This is a genomic window from Arthrobacter sp. GW822-FHT05G07, assembly GCF_058799755.1.
Window position 1 is genome coordinate 1 of record NZ_JBXALT010000002.1, and the last position, 25,628, is coordinate 25,628.

Below are 25,628 nucleotides of genomic sequence, written 5' to 3' on the forward strand. Positions count from 1 at the left end.
CCCGGAGTGAGTGCCGACGTCGCGCTTTTGCGTGAAGACTTGAGGAACCGGGGCTAGCTGCCGACGATCGCCGAGCCGACGAAGGGGTCAACGGCCAACGCGATGAAGAGTAGCGTCAGGTAGCTGATGGAGCCGTGGAAGACCTTCATGGCGCCCTTGTTGGAGACGTCGCCACCCTGTGCGCGCTTGTACAGTGCGTGGCTCTCGTAGAGGAACCATGCGCCCGCAGCAACAGCCGCGATGGTGTAGACCCAGCCGGCACCGCCTACGGGGACCATCAGCAAGGAGCAGGCAACCATGGCCCAGGCGTAGAGGACAACCTGCACCGAAACCACTTTCGCGCCGGCGATTGCGCCGAGCATGGGCACCTTCGCGTTGCGGTAGTCCTCTCCGTAACGCATGGAGAGCGGCCAGTAGTGTGGGGGCGTCCAGAGGAAGATGACCATGAACAGGACGATGGCGGGCCACTCAACGGTGTTGGTGACAGCTGCCCATGCGATGAGCACCGGGAAGCATCCCGCAGCGCCGCCCCACACGATGTTCTGGGCGGTGCGGCGCTTCAAGATCATCGTGTAGATGACCACATAGAAGACGATGGCGCCGAGGCCAAGCCAAGCAGAAAGAGGGTTGGCACCGAACCACAGGATCGCAATGGAGGCGGCGCCAAGAATCCATGCGAAGACCAGGGCCTCGCGTGGTGTCACTTCGCCGGTCACCAACGGCCGTTTCTCGGTCCTGTGCATCAATTTGTCGATGTCACGGTCGATGTAGCAGTTGAACACGCCGGCGCTGCCGGCTGCGAAGGCACCGCCAACGAGGGTTGCCAGGATCAGTCCGATGGAGGGAAAACCGCGCTGCGCGAAGATCATGGTGGGCAGTGTGCTGACCAGGAGCAGCTCGATGACACGGGGTTTGGTCAGAGCCAGATACGCCTTGAACTTACGGGAAATACCGATGCTTCCCCGGGCCGGGGACGCGTTAAGGGGCGTATCAGTTGTGCTCACGGCGGCAGTCACTCTGTTCTATGCTCTGGGGTTCTCGCAGCGGCTGCCGTCCCTGTTGTCGAAAGCAAACACGGGCGCATGAACCGCTGGTGGCCTCCAAATATCATACCGTGGCCGGAAGTGGCCCGATGTCCGCAAAATACGTCAATGTTTCCGAATCTTCACTGCCAAGGCGAGCAATCGTGATTCATATAAGGGAATTTCTGTCCAGTTAGTGGGATTCCCTGAGTTCCGCGACACGTTTAGGGCTAAGCTGTTGAGCAGATCAGCACACGTTGACGATCCGGGAAACCGTATTCTCGGATATCCGTGCGTCTGGATGAGAGATCAACGTTTCAATGGTGAACGGCTGGTAGACACATTGCAGCGGGCGCCATCCTGTGCTTCCTGCGTGCCGTGTCCGTAAGCCTGCCGTCAGCACAGAGAGGGGCTCGGTTTTCGTGCCACATTTGGAAGAGCAAGAACTGTCATGGACCGATCTGGACAAGAAGGCTGTTGACACCGTTCGCGTGTTGGCCGCTGATGCCGTGGAGAAGGTCGGCAACGGCCACCCTGGTACGGCGATGAGCTTGGCTCCGGCAGCGTACCTGCTGTTCCAGAAGCTGATGCGTCATGACCCGAAGAACCCGGACTGGATCGGCCGTGACCGGTTTGTCCTGTCCCCCGGTCACACCTCGCTGACCCTTTACATCCAGCTGTTCCTCTCCGGTTACGGCCTGGAACTGAAGGACCTCGAAGCGCTGCGCACCTGGGGTTCGCTGACCCCGGGCCACCCGGAGTACAAGCACACCGCCGGTGTGGAAATCACCACCGGCCCGCTGGGTCAGGGCCTGGCTTCCGCTGTTGGTTTCGCCTACTCCCAGCGTCGCCAGCGCGGCCTGTTCGACGCCGACGCTCCCGCCGGCGAGTCGCCGTTCGACCACACCATCTGGGTTATCGCCTCCGACGGCGACCTTCAGGAAGGCGTGACTTCCGAGGCGTCCTCGCTTGCCGGGCACCAGGAACTGGGCAACCTCGTGGTGATCTACGACGAGAACCACATCTCCATCGAAGACGACACCGACATCGCCTTCACCGAAGATGTCCTCAAGCGTTACGAGGCCTACGGCTGGCACACCCAGCGCGTGGACTGGACCAAGACCGGCGACTACGTCGAAGACGTGCAGGAGCTGTACTCCGCGCTGCAGGCAGCCAAGGCTGAGACGAACAAGCCGTCCATCATCTCACTGCGCACCATCATCGGCTACCCGGCCCCGAAGAAGCAGAACACCGGCAAGATCCACGGCTCCGCCCTGGGCGCAGAAGAAGTCGCAGCACTGAAGACCGTGCTCGGTTTCGATCCTGCCAAGTCCTTCGACGTTGACGAGGAAGTTCTGGCGCACGCCCGCAAGGTCCTGGACCGCGGTGCCGAGTCACGCGCTGCCTGGCAGACCTCGTTCGAAGCATGGCAGTCCGCCAACCCGGATGCTGCTGCCCTGCTGGAGCGTGTTGAAGCCAAGAAGCTTCCTGTGGGCATCGACGCTGCCCTTCCCGTGTTTGAAGCCGGCAAGGATGTTTCCACCCGTGCGGCCTCGGGCAAGGTCCTGAACGCCATCGGCCCGGTCCTTCCGGAGCTCTGGGGCGGTTCGGCTGACCTCGCGGAGTCCAACAACACCACCATCGAAGGCTCGCCGTCGTTCATCCCGACCTCGCGCTCCACGGACGCCTGGAAGGGCAACCCGTACGGACGCGTGCTGCACTTCGGTATCCGCGAGCACGCTGCCGCCTCGATCGTGAACGGTATCTCCCTGCACGGCCGCACCCGCGCGTTTTCCGGCACGTTCTTGATCTTCAGCGACTACCAGCGCCCGGCCATCCGACTCGGCGCGCTGATGGGTGTCCCGTCCCTGTACGTATGGACGCACGACTCCATCGGCCTGGGCGAAGACGGCCCCACCCACCAGCCGGTGGAGCAGCTCGCGTCCCTGCGTGCCATCCCGGGCCTGGACGTCGTCCGCCCCGGTGACGCGAACGAGGTCTCGGCAGCCTGGAAGGCCATGCTGGAGAACCACGAGAACCCGGCCGGCATTGTCCTGACCCGCCAGAACATCCCCACCTACGCCCGCGGCGAAGGTGAAGCCACTGGTGACACCTTCGGTTCCACCGCAGGTGTGGCCAAGGGCGGTTACGTTCTGGCTGAAGCCTCCAAGGACGGCGAAACCGTTGACGCCCAGGTCATCCTGATCGGCACCGGCTCGGAAGTCCAGCTGGCAGTCCAGGCCCGCGAAGCCCTCCAGGCCGAAGGTGTCGCAGCGCGCGTCGTCTCCATGCCCTGCGTTGAGTGGTTCAACAAGCAGGACGAGGCCTACCGCGAATCGGTGCTCCCCGCTTCCGTGACGGCCCGCGTTTCTGTTGAAGCCGGCCTTGCACTGGGCTGGCGCGAATTCGTCGGCGACGCCGGCCGCTCCATCTCCCTGGAGCACTTCGGTGCCTCGGCCGACTACAAGCGGCTCTTCAACGAATTCGGCATCACCGCCGAAGCCGTTGCAGCCGCAGCCAAAGACTCCCTCGCAGACGTCAACGCATAACAGTCTGCTCCCCTCTCACAGGAGAAAAAAACATGTCTAGCACTCCCACGCAGCAGCTCTCTGATGCCGGCGTTTCCATCTGGCTCGATGACCTCTCCCGCACCCGCCTGGACACTGGCACCCTGCAGAAGCTCATCGACGAAAAGAACGTTGTTGGTGTGACCACCAACCCGTCCATCTTCCACGCCGCCATCACCTCCGGCACGGACTACGACGCCACTATCGCGGCACAGGCTGCCGCCGGCGCCAGCGTTGAAGAGACCATCTTCGAAATCACCACCACGGACGTCGCTGACGCCTGCGATCTCTTCGCGCCGATCGCCGCCGCCACCAACGGTGTGGACGGCCGCGTCTCCATCGAGGTTGATCCCCGCCTCGCCTGGGACACCGCCGGCACCATCGCCGAGGCCAAGCACCTCTACGCGAAGGTCAACAAGGACAACGTCCACATCAAGATCCCGGCAACCCTGGAAGGCCTTGAAGCCATCACGGCAACACTGGCCGAGGGCATCAGCGTCAACGTGACCCTGATCTTCTCCCTGGAACGCTACCGCGCGGTCATCAATGCCTTCCAGTCCGGCCTTGAGCAGGCCAAGGAGAACGGCCACGACCTCTCCAAGATCCACTCCGTGGCCTCCTTCTTCGTTTCCCGCGTTGATTCCGAAATCGACAAGCGCCTCGACGGCATCGGCACCGATGAAGCCAAGGCACTTAAGGGCAAGGCCGGCGTGGCCAACGCTCGCCTGGCCTACCAGGTCTACGAAGAGCTGTTCTCCACCGAGCGCTGGGCAGTGCTGGCCGAGGCCGGCGCGCTTCCTCAGCGTCCGCTGTGGGCCTCCACCGGTGTGAAGGATCCGGCTTACCCGGACACCCTCTACGTGACGGAACTCGTTGCGGCCGGCGTGGTCAACACCATGCCGGAGAAGACGCTCGATGCAACTTTCGATCACGGCGTAGTCACCGGTGACACCATTACCGGCACCTATGACGAAGCGAACGAGACCCTCAACGCCCTGGAAGCTCTCGGTGTTTCCTACAACGACGTCGTCACCCTCCTCGAGACCGAAGGCCTCGAGAAGTTCGTGGGCTCCTGGAAGGAACTCCTCGCCGACGTCGAAGGCGCACTGGTCACCGCACGGAAGGCTTCCTAACCCATCATGAGCACAATCAGCTACGACGCCAGCGGTGCCGCGCAAGAAGCCATCGCCCAGCACATTGACAGCCTGGTCGAGGACAAGATCGCGACCCGGATTTTCGCGAAGGACCACACGTTGTGGGGTCCTGATGCGGAGTCCGAGTCTGCGATCCGTCTGGGCTGGGTGGAGGCTGCCACCGTGTCCCAGGCCCTGGTCGGGGACATTCTGGAACTTCGTGATGCCCTCCGTGCAGACGGTGTCTCACGCATTGTCCTGTGTGGCATGGGTGGGTCTTCGTTGGCTCCTGAGGTCATTGCCGGTACTGCCGGCGTCGAGCTGACTGTGCTGGACAGCACTGATCCTGAGCAGGTCAGTGCTGCTTTGGCTGATCGGTTGGAGGAGACGGCTATTGTTGTTTCCTCCAAGTCGGGCTCCACTGTTGAAACCGACTCCCAGCGACGCGTCTTTGAGAAGGCGTTCAACGACGCTGGAATAGATGCCAAGAGCCGGATCATCATTGTCACGGATCCGGGTTCGCCTTTGGACAAGGCGTCCCGCGAGGCCGGCTACCGTGCGGTGTTCAACGCCGATCCCAACGTGGGTGGACGCTTCTCCGCACTGACCGCTTTTGGTCTGGTCCCGAGTGGCTTGGCGGGTGTCGATATTCAGGCATTCCTGGACGAGGCAGAAGAGGCGGCGGAGATCCTTAACGAGGACTCAGCCGATAACATTGGCCTTGCCTTGGGCATCGCCTTGGGTGGTACCAGCCCGCTGCGCAACAAGATCGTCATTGCCGAAGACGGCTCGGGCATTGTTGGTTTCGCCGACTGGGCCGAGCAGCTCATCGCCGAATCCACGGGCAAGCTTGGCACTGGCGTTCTGCCGGTGGTCGCCGGACCGGATTCCCCCGAGGCCACCAACGGCGCCGACGACGTCCTGGTGGTTCGGCTGGTAGGCGCGGATGCCGACGTCGAACTTCGCGAAAACGAGGTCGCCATTGCCGGTGGCCTGCCTTCGCAGATGTTCGTCTGGGAATTCGCCACAGCGGTGGCTGGTCGCCTTCTGGGCATCAACCCTTACGACCAGCCCGACGTCGAAGCCGCGAAGGTGGCTGCGCGCGGCTTGCTGGATGCACGACCGGAGCCCACCCCCGCTGTCTTCACCGACGGTGCTGTGGAGGTTCGCGGCGGAGACTGGCTTGGTTCTGCGTCCACTGTTTCGGAAGCTGTTCAGGCACTTCTGGCCCAGCTCGGCGCGGATGGTTACTTGAGCGTTCAGGCCTACTTTGACCGTATTTCCTACGCACCGCTCGAAGGAATCCGCGACGAACTCGCAGCTGTCAGCGGACGTCCGGTGACTTTCGGTTGGGGACCCCGTTTCCTTCATTCCACGGGTCAGTTCCACAAGGGTGGACCGGCAATCGGTGTGTTCCTTCAGATCACTGCGGCATCCTCCACCGACCTCGACATCCCGGAGCGCCCCTTCACCTTCGGCCAGCTCATTGCCGCACAGGCCTCAGGTGATGCCCAGGTACTGGAAGGCCATGGACGGCCGGTGTTGCGTCTGCACCTCACTGAGCGCGCTGCGGGCGTCGCCCAACTCCAGGAAGTCGTCGCTGCGCTGACCACCCAAGCCAGCGCACTCGAAAGCTAAGGCACAGAACCAAACATGCCAGAAACTGAAAACGGCAGGAAAGCCGCCGGTCTCCGGAACCCCTTGCGGGATCCGCGGGATCGGCGCCTGAACCGCATTGCCGGGCCGTCGTCGTTGGTGTTCTTCGGAGTCACCGGCGACCTCGCCCGTAAAAAGCTCATGCCGGCGGTCTATGACCTCGCCAACCGTGGCCTCCTTCCGCCCAGCTTCGCGCTGGTGGGTTTCGGCCGCCGCGACTGGGACAACGCCGACTTCGCGGCCGAGGTCAAGGAAAACGTCAAGGCCCACGCCCGGACCAAGTTCGATGAAGCCGTGTGGGAGCAGCTTGCTTCCGGTATCCGCTTTGTCCAGGGCGAGTTCGACGACGACGACGCTTTCGAGCGCCTCGGTGATGTGTTGGATGAGCTGGATGAGACCCGTGGCACCCGCGGCAATCACGGCTTCTACCTGTCCATCCCGCCGAAGGCCTTCGAGCAGGTGTGTCGTCAGCTGTCCAAGCACGGCCTGGCGCAGGCCAAGCCCGGTCAGTGGCGCCGAGTGGTCATCGAGAAGCCGTTCGGGCACGACCTCGAGTCTGCCCGGCAGCTGAACGACATCGTGGAATCGGTGTTCCCGGCCGATGCCGTGTTCAGGATCGACCACTACCTGGGCAAGGAGACGGTACAGAACATCCTGGCGCTGCGTTTCGCGAACCAGTTGTTCGAACCGCTCTGGAACGCCAACTACGTAGACCACGTCCAGATCACCATGGCCGAGGACATCGGAACAGGTGGCCGCGCAGGGTACTACGACGGCGTGGGTGCGGCCCGCGACGTCATCCAGAACCACCTGCTGCAGTTGCTCGCGTTGACGGCGATGGAAGAACCCATCTCCTTCAACGCCGACGATCTGCGGGCGGAGAAGGAAAAGGTCCTCGCAGCGGTCAAGCTGCCCGATGACCTCTCCACCCATTCGGCCCGCGGTCAGTTCACCGGTGGTTGGCAGGGCGGCGAAGAAGTCCTCGGATACCTGGATGAGGACGGTATTCCTGCCGATTCGAAGACCGAGACGTTCGCTGCGATCCGGGTGGACATCAACACCCGCCGCTGGAACGGTGTGCCGTTTTACCTGCGCGCCGGCAAACGCCTCGGCCGCCGCGTCACTGAAATCGCAGTGGTCTTCAAACGCGCACCAAACCTGCTCTTCCGCGATCACGGCGAGGACGACTTCGGCCAGAACGCCGTAGTGATCCGTGTCCAGCCCGACGAAGGCGCCACCATCCGGTTCGGTTCCAAGGTTCCCGGCACGCAGATGGAAGTCCGCGACGTCACCATGGACTTCGGCTACGGCCACTCCTTTACGGAGTCCAGCCCCGAAGCCTACGAACGCCTCATCCTGGACGTGCTCCTGGGCGAACCGCCGCTCTTCCCGCGCCACCAGGAAGTGGAATTGTCCTGGAAGATCCTTGACCCGTTCGAGGAATACTGGGCCGGCCTGGACGAACAACCGCAACCCTACGCACCCGGCAGCTGGGGCCCGGCCTCGGCCGACGCCCTGCTGGCTCGCGACGGACGAACCTGGAGAAGGCCATGATCGTAGATCTTCCAAATACCACCACCTCCAAGATCTCCAAGAAGATCATGTCGCTGCGCGAACAAGGCGGCGTCATCGCCTTGGGTCGTGTCCTCACCCTGGTGGTCGTGACCAAGTCCGGGCAGGAAGAGGAAGCCATCGAGGCAGCCAATGAAGCCAGCCGGGAACACCCGTGCCGGATCATTGTCCTGGCAGACGCAGGCGTAGAAGGCCCGGACCGCCTCGACGCGCAGATCCGCGTGGGTGGCGACGCCGGAGCTTCGGAGGTCATCGTCCTGCGCGGCCACGGGCACATGGCGCACGAGAGCGAATCATTGGTCGCTGCGCTGCTGCTCCCGGACGCACCGATCGTGGCGTGGTGGCCGCACGGTGCACCGGAAAGCGCCTGCGAGACATCGATCGGCCGCATCGCCCACCGACGCATCACGGATTCCGCCAACGAACCCGATCCCCGGCTCGCCCTGGAAAACATCCGGGCCACGTACAAAGCCGGCGACACCGACCTCGCCTGGACCCGCCTGACCAATTGGCGCATGCAGCTCGCAGCCGTGTTCGACCAGGTTGATGGTGACCCGGTATCAGCCGTCGCCGTGGAAGGTGCCTCGGACTCCCCCAGCACGCTGCTCCTCGCCGCATGGCTGAGCTTGGCCCTGCAGGCTCCCGTCACGATCGTTGCCGATCCGGCAGGAACCGGCATCCGCCGTGTGCGCCTCACCCGCGCCAGTGGCGACGTGCAGCTCTTCCGTCCCGGCCTGTCCGTGGCCGAGCTGACACAGCCCGGACAGCCGGCGCAGCGTATCACGCTCCCCCGCAGAAGCCTCAAGGATTGCCTCGCCGAGGAACTCCGCAGGCTCGATCCGGACGAAGTCTTCGGAGAAGTGATTACGATGGGACTGCCACTAACCAGCCAGAGGAGAGTCCAGACCAGTGCACGCTGAGCCAAGAGTAAGCATCCACCCCGATTCAAAGGTGTTGATGGCCGCCATTGCGGCACGTCTCATCACCAAGCTTGTGGATGTCCAGGACAAGCATGGCGAGGCCACAGTAGTCCTGACCGGCGGAACCGTTGGCATTGGGACCCTGAAGGCCGTCGCAGACTCTGCCGCGGCGCCCGCTGTCGACTGGTCAAGGGTCAACTTCTGGTGGGGTGATGAGCGATTTGTTGCCGCTGACAGCGACGACAGGAACACCCGCCAAGCACACCAGGCTTTGCTTTCCCACTTGGCGGTAGATCCTGCCCGGGTTCACGAGCCCGGCTCCGCCGATCAGTACGCTACGGCGGACGAGGCAGCAGCTGCCTACGCTGAAGAGCTCAAGGCAGCTGCAGAGGCCGAGCACGCAGCAGACACGTCTGATGACAGGCCCGAGCAGCCCGGGACTCTGCCCCGGTTCGACATCCTGCTCCTGGGCGTGGGACCCGATGCGCATGTGGCATCGCTTTTCCCCGAGCAAGCCGGCATCCGCGAGAAGTCCCGTCCCGTGGTGGGCGTCGAGAACTCACCCAAGCCACCGCCGTCGCGCATTTCATTGACGCTTCCTGCAATCAACACCGCACAAGAAATCTGGATGGTTGTTGCCGGCGAGGACAAGGCAGGAGCTGTGGGCTTGGCCCTCGCAGGCGCCAACCCCGTCCAGGTCCCCGCAGCGGGTCCTGTGGGGCGGGCGAGGACCCTATGGCTTATCGACGAGAATGCGGCGTCACGCGTCCCCCAGCAGTTGGTCCGGAAGGACCCCGCGGGCGCGTAACCGATCCAGCGCTCCAGCCAGGACCACTTCGGCATCCTGGCTGGAGCGTCGTTCTTTAACGTAATCCAAGTGCGATTTGAAGATCTCATCGTCAGGTCTTTCCGGGGCCGGATGGCCGGGATCCCGCGTAGCGGGCGAACCACATTTGGGGCAGTCCCACGTCCTGGGAATCTGCTCGTCCGGCAGCTTAAGGAAAACAAGCCGCGTTTCGTGTCCCTTGGCGCACCAATAGGGAACACGAATACGCGGCAACTGTTCGCCGGATCCGTGGTCGCTTTGTTGCCGCGGCTCTGAACCCTGGGTTACGCCTACGCGAGTGCCCCGATAACCAGACGTGCCATGAACCATTTTCGAACCCCTAGCGACTCGGTGGTCGGCCGTCACGGCCTGTGGCCTTACGGCCAACAGGGACAGTCTAATGCGAGGGGCTCGACGACGGCACTAGGGTTGGGTGCCCGGGGGCAAGAAAAAGGGAGGCTCCTGTCCAGGAGCCTCCCTTTTGGCAATGACTAGGAGTCGCCACCCGAGCTGAATCGCATGATCAGGCCCAAACCGATGATCACAACACCCCACGTGATTCCGAGAATGATGGTGAAGCGGTTCAGGTTGCGCTCAGCTACGCCGGATGAACTCAATCCGGAGCTCATTCCGCCACCGAACATGTCGGACAAACCGCCGCCACGTCCCTTGTGCAAGAGGATGAGCAGCGTCAGCAGAAGGCTGGTGATGCCCAGCAGGATCTGCAGAATGACTTGAAGAACGTCCACGACGGCCTTTCGAAGAAGCGGAAAACGGGAGCCGGACTAGTCCGTGACGAGGTGGCTCTCGAACCTGACAATGTTAGCAAACTCGGCGGGGTCCAGGCTGGCGCCACCCACAAGCAATCCGTCAACGTCGCTTTCGGCCATGATGGCGGCAGCATTATTGGCCTTGACGGAGCCGCCATAAAGGAGGCGCGTCTTCCCTGCGACAGTCTCATCGAAGAGTTCGGCAAGCTCGGCACGGATTGCAGCGCACATTTCCTGTGCGTCTTCCGGGCCAGCAACTTCGCCGGTACCGATGGCCCAGACGGGTTCGTAAGCCACAACGAGTTCAGCAGCTTGCTCAGCCGTGAGGCCTTCCACACCGGCACGCAGCTGGGCCAAGGTGTGTTCAACGTGTGTGCCCGCCTGACGGACTTCAAGGCCCTCACCGACGCACAGTACGGGAGTAAGTCCATGGCGGAAGGCGGCCTTGACCTTGGCGTTCAAAACCTCGTCAGACTCGTTGTGGATAGTGCGGCGCTCACTGTGGCCCACCAATACGTAGGCGCAGCCCAACTTGCTGAGGAACTGACCGGAGATATCACCCGTGTAAGCGCCGGAGTCGAACTGGGACAGATCCTGGCCACCGTAGACAATTTCCAGTTCATCACCCTGTACGAGTGTCTGGACACCGCGGAGGTCGGTGAACGGAGGGAATACTGCAACCTCCGCACGGTTGTAGTCGTGCTTGGCGTCTGACAGTGTCCACGCGAGCTTCTGCAGCAAGGTGATGCCCTGGACGTGGTCCATGTTCATCTTCCAGTTGCCGGCGATGAAGGGCTTGCGGATGAAGTTGCCGTTAGCAGAGGTAGTCACATGAACTCCAAAAAATGCGTTGAGATATGGAACGACCGGCAGGACGCGGTAGCGCCCTGCCGGTCGGTTGATGCTTAGCGGTCCAGGACGCTCAGACCGGGAAGTTCCTTGCCTTCAAGGTATTCCAAGCTGGCACCGCCACCGGTGGAAATGTGGCCGAACTGCGAATCCTCGAAGCCGAGGGTGCGGACGGCTGCGGCGGAATCGCCACCACCAACCACGGTGAACGCAACCGTATCCGTAAGTGCCTGCGCAATGGCGCGCGTGCCGCTGGAGAAGGCTTCGAATTCGAAGACGCCCATGGGGCCGTTCCAGAACACGGTTTTGGCCCCCTCGATCTGGGCCGCGAATGCCGCTGCGGATTCCGGGCCGATGTCCAGGCCGATGCCGGAAGCACCAAAGGTGCTGTCCTCTATGGCGTCTGCCTTAACGACCTCGTGTTCAGCATCCGCAGCGAAACGGCTGGCGACCACAACATCGGTTGGGATCACGAACGACGTTCCGGCATCGGATGCGCGCTTGAGGTAGTCCTGGACCACCGGAATCTGGTCTTCCTCGAGGAGGCTGCCCGCCACCTTATGCCCGGCTGCTGCCAGGAAGGTGAACAGCATGCCGCCGCCAACAAGGATGGTGTCAGCCTTGCCCAACAGGTTGTCAATGACTGCCAACTTGTCAGAAACCTTGGAGCCACCAAGAACCACAACGTAGGGACGTTGCGTATCCGTTGTGAGCTTCCGGAGAACCTCTACTTCGGTGTGCACAAGATCGCCCAGGTATGACGGCAACCGGGTTGCGACATCGAAGACGCTGGCGTGCTTGCGGTGGACCGCGCCAAAGGCGTCGTCAACATACGCGCCGTTGGTCCCCGTCAGGGCAACCAGCTCATCAGCGAAGGCGCCGCGCTCGGCGTCGTCCTTACTGGTTTCGCGGGCATCGAAGCGAACGTTTTCCAAGACGAGTACTTCGCCGTCCTGGAGACCGGCCGCGAGCTCCTTCGCGGAGTCCCCCACCGTGTCGTTGGCCAACTGGACCTTGAAGTCCGCGAGCTCCGCCAAGCGGGCCGCAGCGGGCTTGAGCGAGTACTTGTCCTCTGGGGCGCCCTTGGGGCGTCCGAGGTGTGCGGTTACGAGCACACGGGCACCGGCGTCCGAGAGCTTCTTGAGGACCGGAAGGGAGGCCTTGATGCGGCCGTCATCGGTCACTGCAGAGCCGTCGAGCGGCACATTCAGGTCACTTCTGACCAAAATGTACCGCCCGCGGACACCTTCAGCGATGAGCTCGTTGAGGGTGTGAGATGTCATGTGTCTACCCTAGCCCAGCTTGGATGCGACAAGCTCCGTGAGGTCTACGAGGCGGTTGGAGTAGCCCCACTCGTTGTCATACCAGGAAACAACCTTGACCTGGTTGCCGATGACCTTGGTGAGGCCGGAATCGAAGATGGAGGACGCGGGGTCTCCGACGATGTCCGAGGACACGATAGGGGCATCCGTGTAGCTGAGGATTCCGGCGAACTGCTCGGACTCAGCGGCAGCCTTGACGGCAGCGTTGACTTCCTCAACCGTGACTTCGCGGGAAACGGTGACCGTGAGGTCCGTGGCGGAACCCGTGGGGACGGGAACGCGAATGGCGTAACCGTCCAGCTTGCCCTTCAGTTCCGGCAGGACCAGGCCGATAGCCTTGGCTGCACCGGTTGAGGTGGGAACCATGTTGATGGCGGCAGCACGGGCGCGGCGGAGATCGCCGTGCGGGCCGTCCTGCAGGTTCTGGTCTGCGGTGTAGGCGTGGACCGTGGTCATCAGGCCACGCTCGATGCCGAAAGCGTCATTGACAACCTTGGCCAGCGGGCCGAGGCAGTTGGTGGTGCAGGATGCGTTGGAGATGATGTTGTGCGTTGCGGGATCGTAGAGATCCTGGTTGACGCCCATAACGATGGTGATGTCTTCGTCGCTGGCGGGTGCCGAAATGAGGACCTTCTTGGCGCCGGCATCGATGTGCTTCTGCGCGGCTGCTGCCTTGGTGAAGAAACCGGTTGACTCGATGACGATGTCTACGCCCAGCTCGCCCCAAGGGAGGTTGGCGGGATCGCGCTCGGCCAGAACGGTGATGGACTTGCCATCGACTACCAGGTTGCCATCAACAACCTCCACGGACTGCGTGAGGCGGCCACCGACGGAGTCGTACTTCAGGAGGTGGGCGAGAGTCTCGGGGCTGGTGAGGTCGTTCACTGCCACGATCTCAAGGTCTGCGCCCTGGGCCAGTGCTGCGCGGAAGTAGTTACGGCCGATGCGGCCGAAGCCGTTGATACCAATACGGGTGGTCACTATGTGTCAATCTCCTTGGTGCTCTTGCAAGCACGCCTAGTGAGTCGGATCAAATATTTCCAACTAACAGACCCCGCACGTCTTTGGGCAGAGGTGATTATCAGATCGGAGGGCGACCAGCCACGTTGCTGAAGGCTAACCGCCTTCCGTGATCCATCTTACGTTTAACTAAGCCTGCCCCCGCAACTGCGGAGGCAGGCTTTCCAGCATTTGGCCCCAATTCACGCCAAAAGTGACTTTTGTTACATTCGCGTGAACCGGGACTCACCAACTAGAGGACGATGAGGCCCGTGGCGTTGGCGCGGGCAGCTTCGAAGCGCTTGGCGACGTCGGCCCAGTTGACGATGTTCCAGAAGGCCTTGACGTAGTCAGCCTTGACGTTGACGTAGTCCAGGTAGAAGGCGTGCTCCCACATGTCCAGCATCAGCAGCGGGGTGGTGCCCACTGCCACGTTGCCCTGCTGATCGTAGAGCTGCTCGATGAGCAGGTTTCCACCGATGGGCTCGTATGCCAGGAAGGCCCAGCCGGAACCCTGCAGGCCCAGTGCAGCCGCGCTGAACTGGGCACGGAAAGCATCGAAGGAGCCGAAAGCGTCGTCAATGGCAGCAGCCAGTTCGCCTTCGGGCTTGTCGCCGCCGTCCGGGGAGATGTTGTTCCAGAACACGGAGTGGTTGATGTGCCCACCGGTGTGGAACGCGAGGTCCTTGGAGAGGCGGTTGATGTTGGCGAAATCATTCTTTTCGCGCGCTTCGGCCAGCTGAGCGAGGGCGTTGTTGGCGCCTGCAACGTATGCCGCATGGTGCTTGCTGTGGTGCAGCTCCATGATCTTTGCCGAAATGTGCGGCTCGAGTGCTGCGTAGTCGTAGCCGAGCTCGGGCAGAACGTACTCTGTCACGAAATCCTCCAATGTAATGGACTCACGTCCGGGTTGGTAACTCTCGTTATGTCATCCGGCCAGCGGGCCGGCCGGAAATCCTTGGTGAAGAAGACTGTTCATGCCTCCACCGGGAACAACCCGCGGTGGCCTCGCAGTATTTCCTTCACACTTTTCGATTCTATGGGTGTGCTCTACTCGTCCATCATTTCCGGAGTCACATTTGCCTCAGTGCCCGGAATGCCCAAATCCAGGGCGCGTTTGTCTGCCATGGCCAGGAGCCGGCGAATACGGCCAGCTATGGCGTCCTTGGTCATGGGTGGATCGGCAAGGCGGCCGAGTTCATCCAGGCTGGCCTGCTTGTGGGCCACGCGAAGCTCCCCGGCGTACTTGAGATGGTCCGGAACGTCGTCGCCAAGGATCTCCAACGCACGGTCCACCCTGGCGCCCGCTGCTACTGCCGCCTGGGCCGAGCGACGCAGATTGGCGTCATCAAAGTTGGCAAGCCTGTTGGCCGTTGCCCGGACTTCCTTTCGCATGCGCCGTTCTTCCCAGACCATCAGGGCGTCATGGGCGCCCATGCGTGTCAGGAGGGTAGCAATGGTGTCGCCGTCACGGATGACCACACGGTCCACGCCGCGAACTTCACGTGCTTTGGCCTGAATCCCAAGCCGGCGGGCAGCACCGACTAGCGCCAACGCGGACTCAGGGCCCGGGCACGTCACTTCGAGTGACGACGATCGCCCTGGTTCAGTGAGTGAGCCATGGGCAAGGAAAGCGCCCCGCCACACGGCCTCAGCATCGGCCGCTGAACCGTTGACCACTGCGGAAGGAAGGCCCCGAACAGGACGTCCACGGCCATCCAACAAGCCCGTTTGGCGGGCAAGTGCCTCGCCGTCGCGCACTACGCGGACCACGTAGCGGCTCCCCCGGCGCAATCCTCCGCCGGAAACAACGATGATTTCGCTCTGATGCCCATAGACTTCAGCGATCGCTGCCCGGAGACGACGGGCGGTGGAGGCGAGGTCAACTTCAGCCTCGATGACGATCCGCCCCGAAATAATGTGCAAGCCGCCTGCGAAACGCAGCATTGCCGAAACCTCCGCTTTGCGGACGGAAGATTTCTTGATGTCCAGCCGGGACAGTTCGTCCTTGACCGACGCAGTAAGTGCCATCGCGTATTCCTAACTGTTCCCGAAAATATCGTGGTACGCCGCTGCCAGCAGCAGTGGATCATGGACGGGGCGGCGCCTCGACGCCCCTACTCTACCCAACACCACTTCGGCGCCGATCATCGCGGCCGCCTTCTCAAAGGCCTTGCGATCCTGCACGGCCGCGGGATCCGCCAGGACGACGTCCACCGTGAACTCAGGCGCATAGCGGCGCAGGACATCCAAGTGATCCGCAGCGGTCATGCCCGAGGTTTCTTTGGTTTCAACGTCCAGGTTCATGGTGAGACAGCGTTTGGCAGCGGTATCGCCCAAGGCCCGACGAAGCTCGGGCAACAGCAAATGCGGCAAAACCGAGGTATACCAAGAGCCGGGGCCCAAGATGACCCAATCAGCAAGCTCAATCGCGGTGAGTGCTTCGGTGCAGGCAGGAGCGGATTCGGGCAGGAGCCTGACTTCTTCCAGCTTTCCCGCCACGGCACACTTCGCCTGCCCCCGAACCGTCCTCAGTTCGTGGCCACCATCGGGCAACTCCATGCGCGCCTTGCCCTCAATGGTGAGGGGAACGCTGGACATCGGCAGTACTTGTCCGCGGGCACCCAGCAGTGCTCCGGCCCACTTCAGGCCGGCAACGGTGTCCCCCAGAAGCTCCCACAGTGTGACGATGAGCAGGTTGCCCATGGCGTGGTTGTCCAGCGAGCCGCCCTTCGCCGAACCCGCTTCAAAGCGGTGCTGCATGACATCGCGCCAGGTCCGGCCCCAGTCGGTGTCATCACACAGGGCGCTCAGGGCCATCCGCAGGTCTCCGGGCGGGAGGACGCCGTACTCATCGCGGAGACGCCCGGAACTGCCGCCGTCGTCCGCCACTGTGACGATTGCCGTCAGCTCCGAGGTGAGCAGACGCAAGGCAGACAGAGACGCCGCGAGGCCATGACCGCCGCCCAAGGCCACCACGGAGGGGCTCTTCTTCTGCTGGCTGCCGGGGACGCCCTTGGGCGGAATAAGTGGCAGCGGGCCCGTCAGAACCCCCACTACTCGCGTCCCAGGTCGCGGTGGGTGGTGGTCACGGTGACGCGCGGGTACTGCGCCAGGCGCTTCGAAAGTTCCATGGCGACTGCCACCGAACGGTGCTTGCCGCCTGTGCAACCAACTGCCAGCGTGGCGTAGTGCTTGTTCTCCTGGCGGTAACCGTCCAGGACAGGCTCCAAAGCCCGCACATAGCGGTCCACGAACTCCTGAACACCCTCCGCGCCCAGGACGTAATCGCTGACATCCTCATCCAAGCCCGTATGCGGCCGCAATTGGGGAACCCAGTGCGGGTTGGGGATGAAGCGGGCGTCGGCCACGAAATTCGCGTCCACGGGCAGCCCGTATTTGAAGCCAAAGCTCATGACGTTCAAGCGAAGTGTCACCGGCCCGGTATCGCTGAACAGTTCCGTGATGGCCGTAGCCAAGCCGTGGACGTTGAACTCGGAGGTGTCCAGAACGACGTCGGCGTGTTCGCGCAGTTCACGGAGGACCTCACGCTCGATGCCGATGCCGTCGAGGATCCTTCCCCCGCCCTGCAGCGGATGCGGGCGGCGCCCCTGCTCGAAGCGCCGGACCAGGACGTCGTCGTTGGCGTCCAGGAAGAGTACCCGGAAGGTGATGCCGCTCGCGCTCAGCGCCCCCAAAGCCGTCTGGATGTCAGTGAAGAGGTCCTTGCTGCGAACGTCCACCACTACGGCAAGTTTGGGAATCGACTTCGGGGCATGTGACACAATTTCGGCCAAAGTGCCCAGCATTTGCGGAGGAAGGTTGTCCACGACGTACCAGCCGTGGTCCTCCAAAGCATCGGAGGCGGTGCTGCGTCCGGCGCCCGACATGCCGGTTACCACCAACAATTCCGCTTCAGGTGGCTTGACGGGCGTCAGGCCGTCCTGCTCCGTGCCGGACTTTGCCGTAGCCTCATCCATCAGTTGTCCCCGTTTCGTCGGAAGTGGTCATTCGAAAAGCTCGTGGCAGCCGCCTGGGAAGGAGGTCGCATATGGCCCGTTTAAGGCGTCCGGCATCAATGGTGCGCCGACCGGCCAGGTTCTTACCCTAGCTAAGATTCGAGGATTTCGCCGGTGGTCATGTTAACCGCCGGCGCCCTTTCACCTGCGTCTTCAGTGGACCCAAGGTGCTGTACCACGGCAGCGGCCAGCGCGGGCCCGATGCCCTTGGCAGAGGTGAGTTCCTCCACGGACGCGGCCTTGATCTTCTTGAGCGAGCCAAAATGGGCTACCAAAGCCTTGCGTTTTGCCTCGCCCAGGCCCGGTACGCCGTCCAGGACGGAAACTGTCATCGCCTTGCCGCGCTTCTGCCGGTGGAAAGTAATGGCAAAGCGGTGGGCTTCGTCACGGATCCGTTGCAGGAGATACAACCCCTGCGATGTTCGGGGCAGGATGACGGGGAAGTCACTGTCAGGCAGCCAAACTTCCTCGAGCCGCTTGGCGAGACCCACCACGTAAACATCATCAATACCCAACTCAGCAAGGGCACGGGCCGCAGCATTGACCTGCGGCTGCCCCCCATCCACCACAACCAAGTTGGGCGGGTAGGCAAACTTGGCCTTCGGCGCTGGTACGTCAAGGTCCGACGGCGGCAGCTCAGTGCCGCTCTTGGCGCCTGCCCGCGTCGGGTTGACGATCTCGCCGGAAACGATGGGGACCTGTGCAGCCTTATCCGTCAGGTAGTGCCTGAACCGACGGGTCAGGACGTCGTGCATGGCCGCAGTATCGTCCGTTGCTGCCGCGCCCGTAATGGAGAATTTCCGGTAGTCGGACTTTTTGGGCAGTCCGTCTTCCACCACCACCATGGAAGCCACCACGTTGGTGCCTTGGACATGGGAGATATCGAAGCACTCGATCCGCAGGAGCGGAACCGGGATCTCCAGGGCCTCCTGAAGTTCCTGAAGGGCAAGCGAGCGGACCGTAATGTCTCCTGCGCGCCGGGTCTTGTGCAGTTTCAGGGCTTGCTCGGCATTCTCGCGCACAGTGGACATCAGGGCGGCCTTGTCGCCGCGCTGAGGGACACGGATGTCCACCCTGGCGCCACGCAAGCCGCCAAGCCATTCCATCAATTCAGCATGGTTGCTGGGGTTCTCGGGAACCAGGACTTCCCGGGGAATGCGGCCTTGGACTTCACTGTCCTCGCCGTAGACCTGCTGCAGCAAGTGTTCGATGAGTTCGGGAGTGGTGGCATCCTCCACCTTTTCCACCACCCAGCCGCGCTGCCCACGGACACGGCCGCCGCGCACGTGGAACACCTGAACGGACGCTTCGAGCTCGTCCTCGTGGAGAGCGAAGACGTCAGCGTCCGTGTCCTCCGCGAGCACCACTGCGTTCCGTTCAAAGACCTTGCGGAGGGCAATGATGTCGTCCCTCAGCCCCGCCGCGCGCTCGTAGTCCAGTTCGGCAACGGCGGCAGCCATGTCTTTTTCCAAGCGGCTGATAAAACGCTTGGCTTCGCCGCCCATGAAGGAGCAGAAGTCCTCAGCGAGGCCGCGGTGCTCATCAGGGGTGACCCGTCCCACACAGGGTGCCGAGCATTTGTCGATATATCCCAGAAGGCAGGGCCGGCCGCTGGACTCAGCCCGCTTGAAGACGCCCGCGCTGCAACTCCGGACAGGGAATACCCGCAAAAGCGTATCCATGGTTTCCCTGATGGCACCGGCTGTGTAGGGGCCGAAGTACCTGGTGCCCTTCCTTCTTTCACCACGCATGACCTGCACCCTGGGGTACTTCTCCCCCATGGTGACAGCCAGATAGGGGTAGGTCTTGTCGTCCCTGAACACCACGTTGAACCGTGGCTTGAATTCCTTGATCCACGTGTATTCCAGCTGCAGCGATTCCAGCTCGCTACCCACCACGGTCCACTCAACACTGCTGGCCGCGTGGACCATTGCATGGGTCTTGGGGAGAAGCCCTGCGGGGTTGGCGAAGTAAGAATTCAGCCTGGAGCGGAGGTTCTTTGCCTTGCCCACATAGATGACCCGACCGTGGGGGTCGCGGAAACGATAGACGCCCGGCGTAGTGGGAATTTCACCCGTTTGGGGCCGGTAACTTGCTGGATCTGCCACTGTTCCAGTCTAGTGAACGGGAGCGACAGTCTTTGCCAGGAGCCGGGTTGCCAGGCCTTAGTCGACCGATTTGCTTTGGTTGTAGCTCGTGGACCGTTCCTGCCCGCTGAGCAACGCAATGGCATCCATGATTTTATCCGTGACTTCGCGGCGGGCCGGCAGCGAATGGTCCGGGCCCGTCTTGTCGAAGTAGAGGGGTTCTCCCACCTTCATGGTGAAGTGCTGCGGGCGAACCGCATTCTTGTCCGCAGGCTGCAACTTCTCGGTCCCGATCAGACCGACCGGGATTACCGGGGCACCTGTGGTCAAGGCGAGCCACCCCACGCCGGTCCTGCCACGGTAGAGAATGCCGTCTCGGGACCGGGTGCCTTCAGGGTAAATGCCGATGCCCTTCCCGGATTCCAAGATGTCCAGCAATGTTTTGAGCGCCTGCACGCTGGCCGCCTGTTCACCGCGCTCAACGGGAATGGAACCTACTGCCTCGAAGAACGACTTCATCACGGCGCCTTTGACGCCCTTGGTGGTGAAGTATTCAGCCTTGGCAAAAAAGGCAACAGGCCGGGGCATGAGTGCCTGGACAATGACACTGTCCAGGAAGGACAGGTGATTCGGCGCTACGATGAATGGCCCATCCTTGGGAACGTTCTCCAGTCCAATGACCGTTGGACGGCACGTGGAGGAAATCAGGCCACGGGTTGTCCAGCGGATCGCATCAAAGACTGCCATCGTTTTGTACCTCGCTCAGGGCTGCCGCGCGGACAGCGTCAAGTTCTTCAATTTTGCTGCGAAGCTCCAGGGCAGTGCTTACTACGGCGACTGCTCCGGCTTCCTCAAGTTCACCGTCCGGGGCGAAACCCCAACTGACCCCGATGCAATCCAACCCGTTGGCCAAAGCACCCGCGACGTCTTGATGCCTGTCCCCCACCATGACGGCCGGCTGGGAGTGAAGATCCTTCAAGGCCGCGCCCACGATCTCAACTTTGCCGGACGCCGTATTTGCTTTGAGGGATTCGTCGTCCGCAGCACCTCGGATGGAGACGAAGAAGTCTGCAATTTTGTGGTGCTCAAGCACTAGCCGTGCAATTGCCTGCGGCTTCTGGGTGGCTACCGCGACAGGCCGGCCGGTCTCCGCGAAATACTCAAGGAGATCGAAGATGCCTGGGTACAGCTTGCTCTGGCCAATGCCGGTTTCTTTGTAGTGACGCCGGTATCGCTCAATGGTTTCATCCACTAATTCGCCCGGGACGTCGGCCAAATGCAGAAGGGAATCGCTGAGTTTAGGACCCACCATGGAATTCAGCACTGCTTGTTCCGGAACAGGAAGGTCCATTTCCCGGAGGGCCGCAGAAATGCCTCCCGTGATACCACCGGCAGGATCGACAAGGGTGCCGTCCAGATCGAATATTACGGGCACCGTTGTTTGAGTCACCGGGTTAGTTTCTCACGAGTAGCGGCATGCCTGAAACTCGCATGCCGCTAGGGGAATACTTCCAAGGTCTCGGAGATATTCCTCTGACGGCCTCCCGGCCGTCCCGTAAGTAACTAACTCAGAATCTCAGCCAAGAAGGTCGCTGTGTGGCTGTCGGTGGATTTTGCCACCTGCTCAGGCGTTCCCGTGGCCACGATCTTTCCGCCGCCTGAACCGCCATTGGGGCCGAGGTCTACAATCCAGTCCGCGGATTTAATGACGTCAAGGTTGTGCTCAATGGTGATCACGGTATTGCCCTTGTCCACCAAGCCCTGAAGAACCATGAGCAGCTTGCGGATGTCTTCAAAGTGCAGGCCCGTGGTGGGTTCATCCAGGACATAGATGCTGCGACCGTTGGAACGCTTCTGGAGCTCGGCAGCCAGCTTCACACGCTGGGCCTCGCCGCCGGACAGAGTGGTTGCCGGCTGGCCAAGCCTGACGTAGCCAAGGCCGACATCCACCAGGGTGTTCAGATGCCGTGCGATCGGAGTGAAAGCAGCGAAGAACTCCGCGCCTTCCTCGATGGGCATGTTGAGGACGTCGGCAATGGTCTTGCCCTTGTAATGAACTTCAAGGGTCTCCCGGTTGTACCTGGCGCCGTGGCACACCTCGCAAGGAACATAGACATCCGGCAGGAAGTTCATCTCGATCTTCAACGTACCGTCGCCTGAACAGGCTTCGCAGCGCCCGCCCTTGACGTTGAACGAGAACCGTCCGGGCTGGTATCCACGTACCTTGGCTTCGGTTGTCTCAGCGAAGAGTTTCCGAATGTTGTCAAAGACGCCGGTGTAGGTGGCCGGGTTGGATCGGGGTGTACGGCCGATGGGGCTTTGATCTACGTGGACCACCTTGTCCAGGTGCTCAAGTCCGGCCACCGTGCGGTGACGTCCTGCAACCTGCTTGGCGCCGTTGAGTTTGTTAGCGAGCACCTTGTAGAGGATCTCGTTCACCAACGTGGACTTGCCGGAACCACTAACGCCGGTCACGGCGGTAAAGAGTCCCAGGGGGAACGTGGCGTCCACGTTGTCGAGGTTGTTCTCCCTGGCGCCCACAACCTTGAGTTCACGCTTTTTGTCGTACTTGCGGCGCTTGGCGGGGACATCAATCTTCCGGCGTCCGGAGAGGTAGTCACCCGTCAGCGAATCGGTGTTCTCCAGGAGTTCCTTGTAGGTTCCGGAGTGCACCACCTGGCCTCCGTGTTCGCCGGCGCCAGGTCCGATGTCTACCACCCAGTCGGCTTCGTGGATGGTGTCTTCGTCATGCTCCACCACGATCAGGGTGTTGCCAAGGTCCCGGAGGCGTGTGAGCGTCTCGATCAGCCGCCGGTTGTCTCGTTGGTGCAAGCCAATGGATGGCTCATCCAAAACGTACAAGACGCCCACCAGGCCGGAACCGATTTGGGTGGCCAATCGGATGCGTTGTGCCTCGCCGCCGGACAAGGTCCCGGAGGGGCGCTCAAGGTTGAGGTACTCCAAGCCGACGTCCAGGAGGAAGGTCAGGCGGGCCTGGATTTCCTTCAACACCTGGTTGGCAATCTGGGCTTCCCTGTTGGTCAGGGTAAGGCTGCCCAGGAACTCGGCGCACTCACGCATCGGAAGGGCAGCAACCTCGGCGATGGACTTCCCGTTGATGAGCACGGACAACGACGCCGGGTTGAGGCGCGCACCGTTGCACTCAGGGCAGGGAATCTGACGCATGTACTCTTCGTACCGGTCGCGGGCCCAGTCGGAATCCGTTTCCCCGTGCTTACGGTGGACGTACTGAATGGCACCTTCAAAGCCGGTGCTGTACTTACGCTCACGACCAAAACGGTTCTTGTACTGGACAACAACCTTGTGGTCCTTGCCATGAAGCACGGTATTGCGGACGTCCTTGGGCAGCTTCTCCCATGATGTCTTCATGGAGAAGCCCAGCTCGTGCGCCAGGCCCTCGAGGAGCCTGTTCCAGTACTCCGTCGTCGCTGTGCCGAGGGCCCAAGGGGCAATGGCGCCCTCACCCAGGGAGAGCTCCGGATTGGGAACGATCAGCTCTTCATCCACTTCCAGCCGGGTGCCAATGCCGCTACATGCGGAGCAGGCGCCGAAGGGGTTGTTGAACGAGAACGAGCGGGGTTCAATTTCGTCGATGGCCAAAGGGTGCTCGTTGGGGCACGCCAGGTTCTCCGAGAAGGCGCGGATACGCTCGGGATCCTCAGCATCGAGGTCCACGAACTCCACCAACACCCGGCCTTCTGCAAGGCCAAGAGCCGTCTCCACGGAATCGGTGAGCCGCTGGCTGATCTCTTCCTTGACCACCAAACGGTCCACCACAACCTCGATGGTGTGCTTGAACTGTTTGCCCAGCTTGGGAGGATCGCTCAGCTGAACCAGTTCGCCGTCCACACGGGCGCGGGAATAACCCTTCGCGGTCAGTTCCTTGAAGAGGTCAACAAATTCACCCTTGCGCCCTCGAACAACAGGAGCCAGGACCTGGAATCGCGTGCCCGGATCCAGTTCCAGGAGCTGATCCACAATCTGTTGCGGCGTCTGCCGGGCGATGGGCTCGCCACATACGGGACAGTGCGGACGGCCAACGCGCGCCCATAGCAAACGCATATAGTCGTAAATTTCGGTGATGGTGCCAACCGTGGAACGCGGATTCTTGCTGGTGGACTTCTGGTCGATGGACACTGCCGGAGACAGGCCTTCGATGAAATCGACATCAGGCTTGTCCACTTGGCCAAGGAACTGGCGCGCGTACGCGGACAATGACTCCACATACCGACGCTGGCCCTCCGCAAAGATAGTGTCGAAAGCCAAGGATGACTTGCCGGAACCGGAGAGTCCCGTGAACACGATCATGGCGTCACGGGGGAGATCGAGATCCACGTTTCGCAAGTTGTGTTCCCGGGCACCCTTGACCACCAAGCGGGAAAGATCCGGCTTGGCGGGTTTGGCAACGGGAAGGACGGAGACGCCTTTAGAGGCATCCATGGCGGTATCTTCAGCTAAGGCTTTGGGCACCTACCAATGCTAATCGAAAACTTCTTCGAATTTCCATGGCGTGCCTCACATGCTACTGATCGGTATCAGTCGGCGTCATAAGCCGCAGCAAGAAGCTGCACTGCCTCGGCGAATGAAGCCCCCTGGGCCTTCGCGGCGGCGGCGTATTGTGCCGCGACGCCGGCCAGCGCTCCCCAACGATCATCCCGTGCGCAGACCACGGTGCCGTTGCGGCCCCGTGTTGCCACTACCCCTGCTGCTTCCAATTCCTTGTAAGCACGCGCAACCGTGTGCGGAGCGACGTCCAGCACCCCGGCCAGGTTGCGAACAGGAGGAAGCTTGGCGCCAACGGCAAGGACTCCGGCATCCACGAGTTCGATGATCCGCAATCTCAATTGATCAAAGAGCGCAACGGCACTGCTGGTGTTGGGGCGCCAGCTGCCCGGAAAATCGCCTGTGGGAGTCACGAGGAACTCCGGCCTGGTGCCGGTTCCACTTGGGGCATCTGCTGTTCGAAGCGTCCTTGGTCCATGCCGAGAATTAGACCAGCGACGTCGGCAAGGGACAAGCCGTGACGTTGCATGGAACCGAGCGTGCTGCGCGGGGGCGAAGCGTCTTGCCGGTTCATGCGGCCTTTTGGGCGACAGCAAAAATGCGACGGAACGGGAAGACCGTTCCGTGGCTCGTCGGGGGGTAGGCCTCGCGCAGCAGGGCTGAGTACTCTGCCTCGAAGTCAGCTGCCTCCTGCGCAGACAGGGCCGCCAGCACGGGACGCAGGCCCGTACCGCGGACCCACTCCAGTACGGGGTCCTCCCCCGGCAGCACCTGCTGGTAGGTGGTCTCCCAAGCGTCCGCCGCACATCCGGCGTCGAGCATGATTCCCAAGTAGTCCGCAGGACTGCCCACTGCGCCATCGTGCCGAAGCACGCCGCCAAGCCGTGTGGACCACGTTCCCGACTCTGCCAGTTGCCGCATGAGCGTGTGGGACGGGGACGTAAAGTTTCCCGGCACCTGCATGGCAAACCACGCGCCCGGTTTGAGGGCGCGAAGCCAGCCGGCCAGCATCTCCTGATGACCGGGAACCCATTGGAGAGCGGCGTTCGTCACCACGACGTCCGTATCAGCATCGGGAACCCACTCCGCGATGTCGCCCTGAGTGAAGGCCAAGCGATTGGACTGTTGTCTGAGGGGCTCCGCTTTGAGGAGCATTTCCTCCGATGAGTCCAGACCCACCACGAGTGCCTCCGGCCAGCGGTCGGCCAGCGTTGCGGTCAGGTTCCCGGGGCCGCAGCCGAGATCAACAACCTTCTGTGGATCGTGGGCCCGGACCCTCGCCACGAGGTCATGGAACGGCCTGTCCCGATTGTTGCCGAATTCCACATACTTGGACGGGTCCCACTTCACGAAAAGCCTCCT

The 25,628-nt window shown here is 62.0% G+C and carries 22 protein-coding genes; 6 read left to right on the top strand and 16 right to left on the bottom strand.

The annotated features are described in order from the left end of the window. Window positions 1-53: 53 nt before the first annotated feature. The gene (locus AC1RJY_RS02890; RefSeq protein ID WP_011774786.1) at window positions 54-1,016 is read right to left on the bottom strand and encodes a heme o synthase; all 963 of its coding nucleotides are present in this window, start codon (window positions 1,014-1,016) and stop codon (window positions 54-56) included. 428 nt (window positions 1,017-1,444) lie between these two features. Here AC1RJY_RS02890 and tkt point away from each other — a divergent pair, with 428 nt between their 5' ends. Genes tkt through pgl form a run of 6 tightly spaced genes read left to right on the top strand, consistent with a single transcriptional unit; the run spans window position 1,445 to window position 9,678 of the window. Further along, window positions 1,445-3,571 carry a transketolase gene (gene tkt / locus AC1RJY_RS02895; RefSeq protein ID WP_498601259.1) on the top strand — a complete coding sequence of 709 codons (2,127 nt, stop codon included), beginning with the start codon at window positions 1,445-1,447 and terminating at the stop codon, window positions 3,569-3,571. 32 nt (window positions 3,572-3,603) lie between these two features. Next, window positions 3,604-4,722 carry a transaldolase gene (gene tal, locus AC1RJY_RS02900; protein WP_377673177.1) on the top strand — a complete coding sequence of 373 codons (1,119 nt, stop codon included), beginning with the start codon at window positions 3,604-3,606 and terminating at the stop codon, window positions 4,720-4,722. 6 nt (window positions 4,723-4,728) lie between these two features. Beyond that, on the top strand, window positions 4,729-6,360 hold the full coding sequence (locus tag AC1RJY_RS02905) for a phosphoglucose isomerase-related protein (RefSeq protein ID WP_011774783.1): 1,632 nt from the start codon (window positions 4,729-4,731) through the stop codon (window positions 6,358-6,360). 15 nt (window positions 6,361-6,375) lie between these two features. Continuing rightward, window positions 6,376-7,932, top strand: a complete 1,557-nt coding sequence (gene zwf / locus AC1RJY_RS02910; protein ID WP_011774782.1) for a glucose-6-phosphate dehydrogenase — start codon at window positions 6,376-6,378, stop codon at window positions 7,930-7,932. Next, window positions 7,929-8,870, top strand: a complete 942-nt coding sequence (locus AC1RJY_RS02915) for a glucose-6-phosphate dehydrogenase assembly protein OpcA (RefSeq protein WP_011774781.1) — start codon at window positions 7,929-7,931, stop codon at window positions 8,868-8,870. The genes zwf and AC1RJY_RS02915 overlap by 4 nt, the downstream gene beginning before the upstream one ends. Then, the gene (gene pgl / locus AC1RJY_RS02920) at window positions 8,860-9,678 is read left to right on the top strand and encodes a 6-phosphogluconolactonase (protein WP_498601262.1); all 819 of its coding nucleotides are present in this window, start codon (window positions 8,860-8,862) and stop codon (window positions 9,676-9,678) included. Before AC1RJY_RS02915 ends, pgl begins: the two co-directional genes overlap by 11 nt. Here pgl and AC1RJY_RS02925 read toward each other — a convergent pair. From AC1RJY_RS02925 to AC1RJY_RS02995, 15 genes are all read right to left on the bottom strand, one after another. Further along, a complete protein-coding gene (locus tag AC1RJY_RS02925) occupies window positions 9,631-10,026 on the bottom strand; it encodes an RNA polymerase-binding protein RbpA (RefSeq protein WP_081589140.1) in 396 nt (131 codons plus the stop codon). The two genes, pgl and AC1RJY_RS02925, sit on opposite strands and share 48 nt — an antisense overlap. Before the next feature lie 161 nt (window positions 10,027-10,187). Further along, a complete protein-coding gene (gene secG, locus AC1RJY_RS02930) occupies window positions 10,188-10,445 on the bottom strand; it encodes a preprotein translocase subunit SecG (RefSeq protein WP_011774779.1) in 258 nt (85 codons plus the stop codon). Window positions 10,446-10,481: 36 nt separating this feature from the next. Beyond that, window positions 10,482-11,297, bottom strand: coding sequence for a triose-phosphate isomerase (gene tpiA / locus AC1RJY_RS02935; RefSeq protein ID WP_011774778.1), 816 nt, complete (start codon window positions 11,295-11,297; stop codon window positions 10,482-10,484). Window positions 11,298-11,371: 74 nt separating this feature from the next. Continuing rightward, window positions 11,372-12,598 carry a phosphoglycerate kinase gene (locus AC1RJY_RS02940; protein WP_011774777.1) on the bottom strand — a complete coding sequence of 409 codons (1,227 nt, stop codon included), beginning with the start codon at window positions 12,596-12,598 and terminating at the stop codon, window positions 11,372-11,374. Between the two features lie 9 nt (window positions 12,599-12,607). Next, on the bottom strand, window positions 12,608-13,618 hold the full coding sequence (gene gap, locus AC1RJY_RS02945; RefSeq protein WP_014921872.1) for a type I glyceraldehyde-3-phosphate dehydrogenase: 1,011 nt from the start codon (window positions 13,616-13,618) through the stop codon (window positions 12,608-12,610). Window positions 13,619-13,889: 271 nt separating this feature from the next. Beyond that, window positions 13,890-14,513, bottom strand: coding sequence for a superoxide dismutase (locus AC1RJY_RS02950; RefSeq protein ID WP_043470256.1), 624 nt, complete (start codon window positions 14,511-14,513; stop codon window positions 13,890-13,892). 173 nt (window positions 14,514-14,686) lie between these two features. Further along, window positions 14,687-15,667, bottom strand: coding sequence for a DNA-binding protein WhiA (whiA, locus tag AC1RJY_RS02955; RefSeq protein WP_011774774.1), 981 nt, complete (start codon window positions 15,665-15,667; stop codon window positions 14,687-14,689). A gap of 9 nt (window positions 15,668-15,676) precedes the next feature. Beyond that, window positions 15,677-16,693 (bottom strand): gluconeogenesis factor YvcK family protein, encoded by a 1,017-nt coding sequence (locus tag AC1RJY_RS02960; protein WP_011774773.1) that lies wholly within the window; start codon window positions 16,691-16,693, stop codon window positions 15,677-15,679. Then, window positions 16,693-17,616, bottom strand: coding sequence for an RNase adapter RapZ (gene rapZ, locus AC1RJY_RS02965; protein ID WP_011774772.1), 924 nt, complete (start codon window positions 17,614-17,616; stop codon window positions 16,693-16,695). Before rapZ ends, AC1RJY_RS02960 begins: the two co-directional genes overlap by 1 nt. Window positions 17,617-17,747: 131 nt before the next feature. Beyond that, window positions 17,748-19,763, bottom strand: coding sequence for an excinuclease ABC subunit UvrC (uvrC, locus tag AC1RJY_RS02970; protein WP_011774771.1), 2,016 nt, complete (start codon window positions 19,761-19,763; stop codon window positions 17,748-17,750). A gap of 57 nt (window positions 19,764-19,820) precedes the next feature. Beyond that, window positions 19,821-20,489, bottom strand: a complete 669-nt coding sequence (locus AC1RJY_RS02975) for a lysophospholipid acyltransferase family protein (RefSeq protein WP_011774770.1) — start codon at window positions 20,487-20,489, stop codon at window positions 19,821-19,823. Beyond that, window positions 20,476-21,192 carry an HAD hydrolase-like protein gene (locus AC1RJY_RS02980; protein ID WP_498601266.1) on the bottom strand — a complete coding sequence of 239 codons (717 nt, stop codon included), beginning with the start codon at window positions 21,190-21,192 and terminating at the stop codon, window positions 20,476-20,478. The genes AC1RJY_RS02975 and AC1RJY_RS02980 overlap by 14 nt, the downstream gene beginning before the upstream one ends. A gap of 113 nt (window positions 21,193-21,305) precedes the next feature. Further along, window positions 21,306-24,233 carry an excinuclease ABC subunit UvrA gene (gene uvrA / locus AC1RJY_RS02985; RefSeq protein ID WP_011774768.1) on the bottom strand — a complete coding sequence of 976 codons (2,928 nt, stop codon included), beginning with the start codon at window positions 24,231-24,233 and terminating at the stop codon, window positions 21,306-21,308. A 65-nt stretch (window positions 24,234-24,298) separates the two neighbouring features. Beyond that, window positions 24,299-24,679, bottom strand: coding sequence for a GntR family transcriptional regulator (locus tag AC1RJY_RS02990; RefSeq protein ID WP_011774767.1), 381 nt, complete (start codon window positions 24,677-24,679; stop codon window positions 24,299-24,301). 157 nt (window positions 24,680-24,836) lie between these two features. Then, window positions 24,837-25,616, bottom strand: a complete 780-nt coding sequence (locus tag AC1RJY_RS02995) for a trans-aconitate 2-methyltransferase (protein ID WP_498601267.1) — start codon at window positions 25,614-25,616, stop codon at window positions 24,837-24,839. Window positions 25,617-25,628: the final 12 nt, after the last annotated feature.

What these genes read in the sequence shown, in the direction of transcription:
- tal (WP_377673177.1), top strand. Translation starts at nt 3,604, where the DNA reads ATGTCTAGCACTCCCACGCAGCAGCTCTCTGATGCCGGCGTTTCCATC.
- AC1RJY_RS02905 (WP_011774783.1), top strand. Translation starts at nt 4,729, where the DNA reads ATGAGCACAATCAGCTACGACGCCAGCGGTGCCGCGCAAGAAGCCATC.
- zwf (WP_011774782.1), top strand. Translation starts at nt 6,376, where the DNA reads ATGCCAGAAACTGAAAACGGCAGGAAAGCCGCCGGTCTCCGGAACCCC.
- AC1RJY_RS02915 (WP_011774781.1), top strand. Translation starts at nt 7,929, where the DNA reads ATGATCGTAGATCTTCCAAATACCACCACCTCCAAGATCTCCAAGAAG.
- AC1RJY_RS02925 (WP_081589140.1), bottom strand. Translation starts at nt 10,026, where the DNA reads ATGGTTCATGGCACGTCTGGTTATCGGGGCACTCGCGTAGGCGTAACC.
- AC1RJY_RS02940 (WP_011774777.1), bottom strand. Translation starts at nt 12,598, where the DNA reads ATGACATCTCACACCCTCAACGAGCTCATCGCTGAAGGTGTCCGCGGG.
- whiA (WP_011774774.1), bottom strand. Translation starts at nt 15,667, where the DNA reads ATGGCACTTACTGCGTCGGTCAAGGACGAACTGTCCCGGCTGGACATC.
- rapZ (WP_011774772.1), bottom strand. Translation starts at nt 17,616, where the DNA reads ATGGATGAGGCTACGGCAAAGTCCGGCACGGAGCAGGACGGCCTGACG.
- AC1RJY_RS02975 (WP_011774770.1), bottom strand. Translation starts at nt 20,489, where the DNA reads ATGGCAGTCTTTGATGCGATCCGCTGGACAACCCGTGGCCTGATTTCC.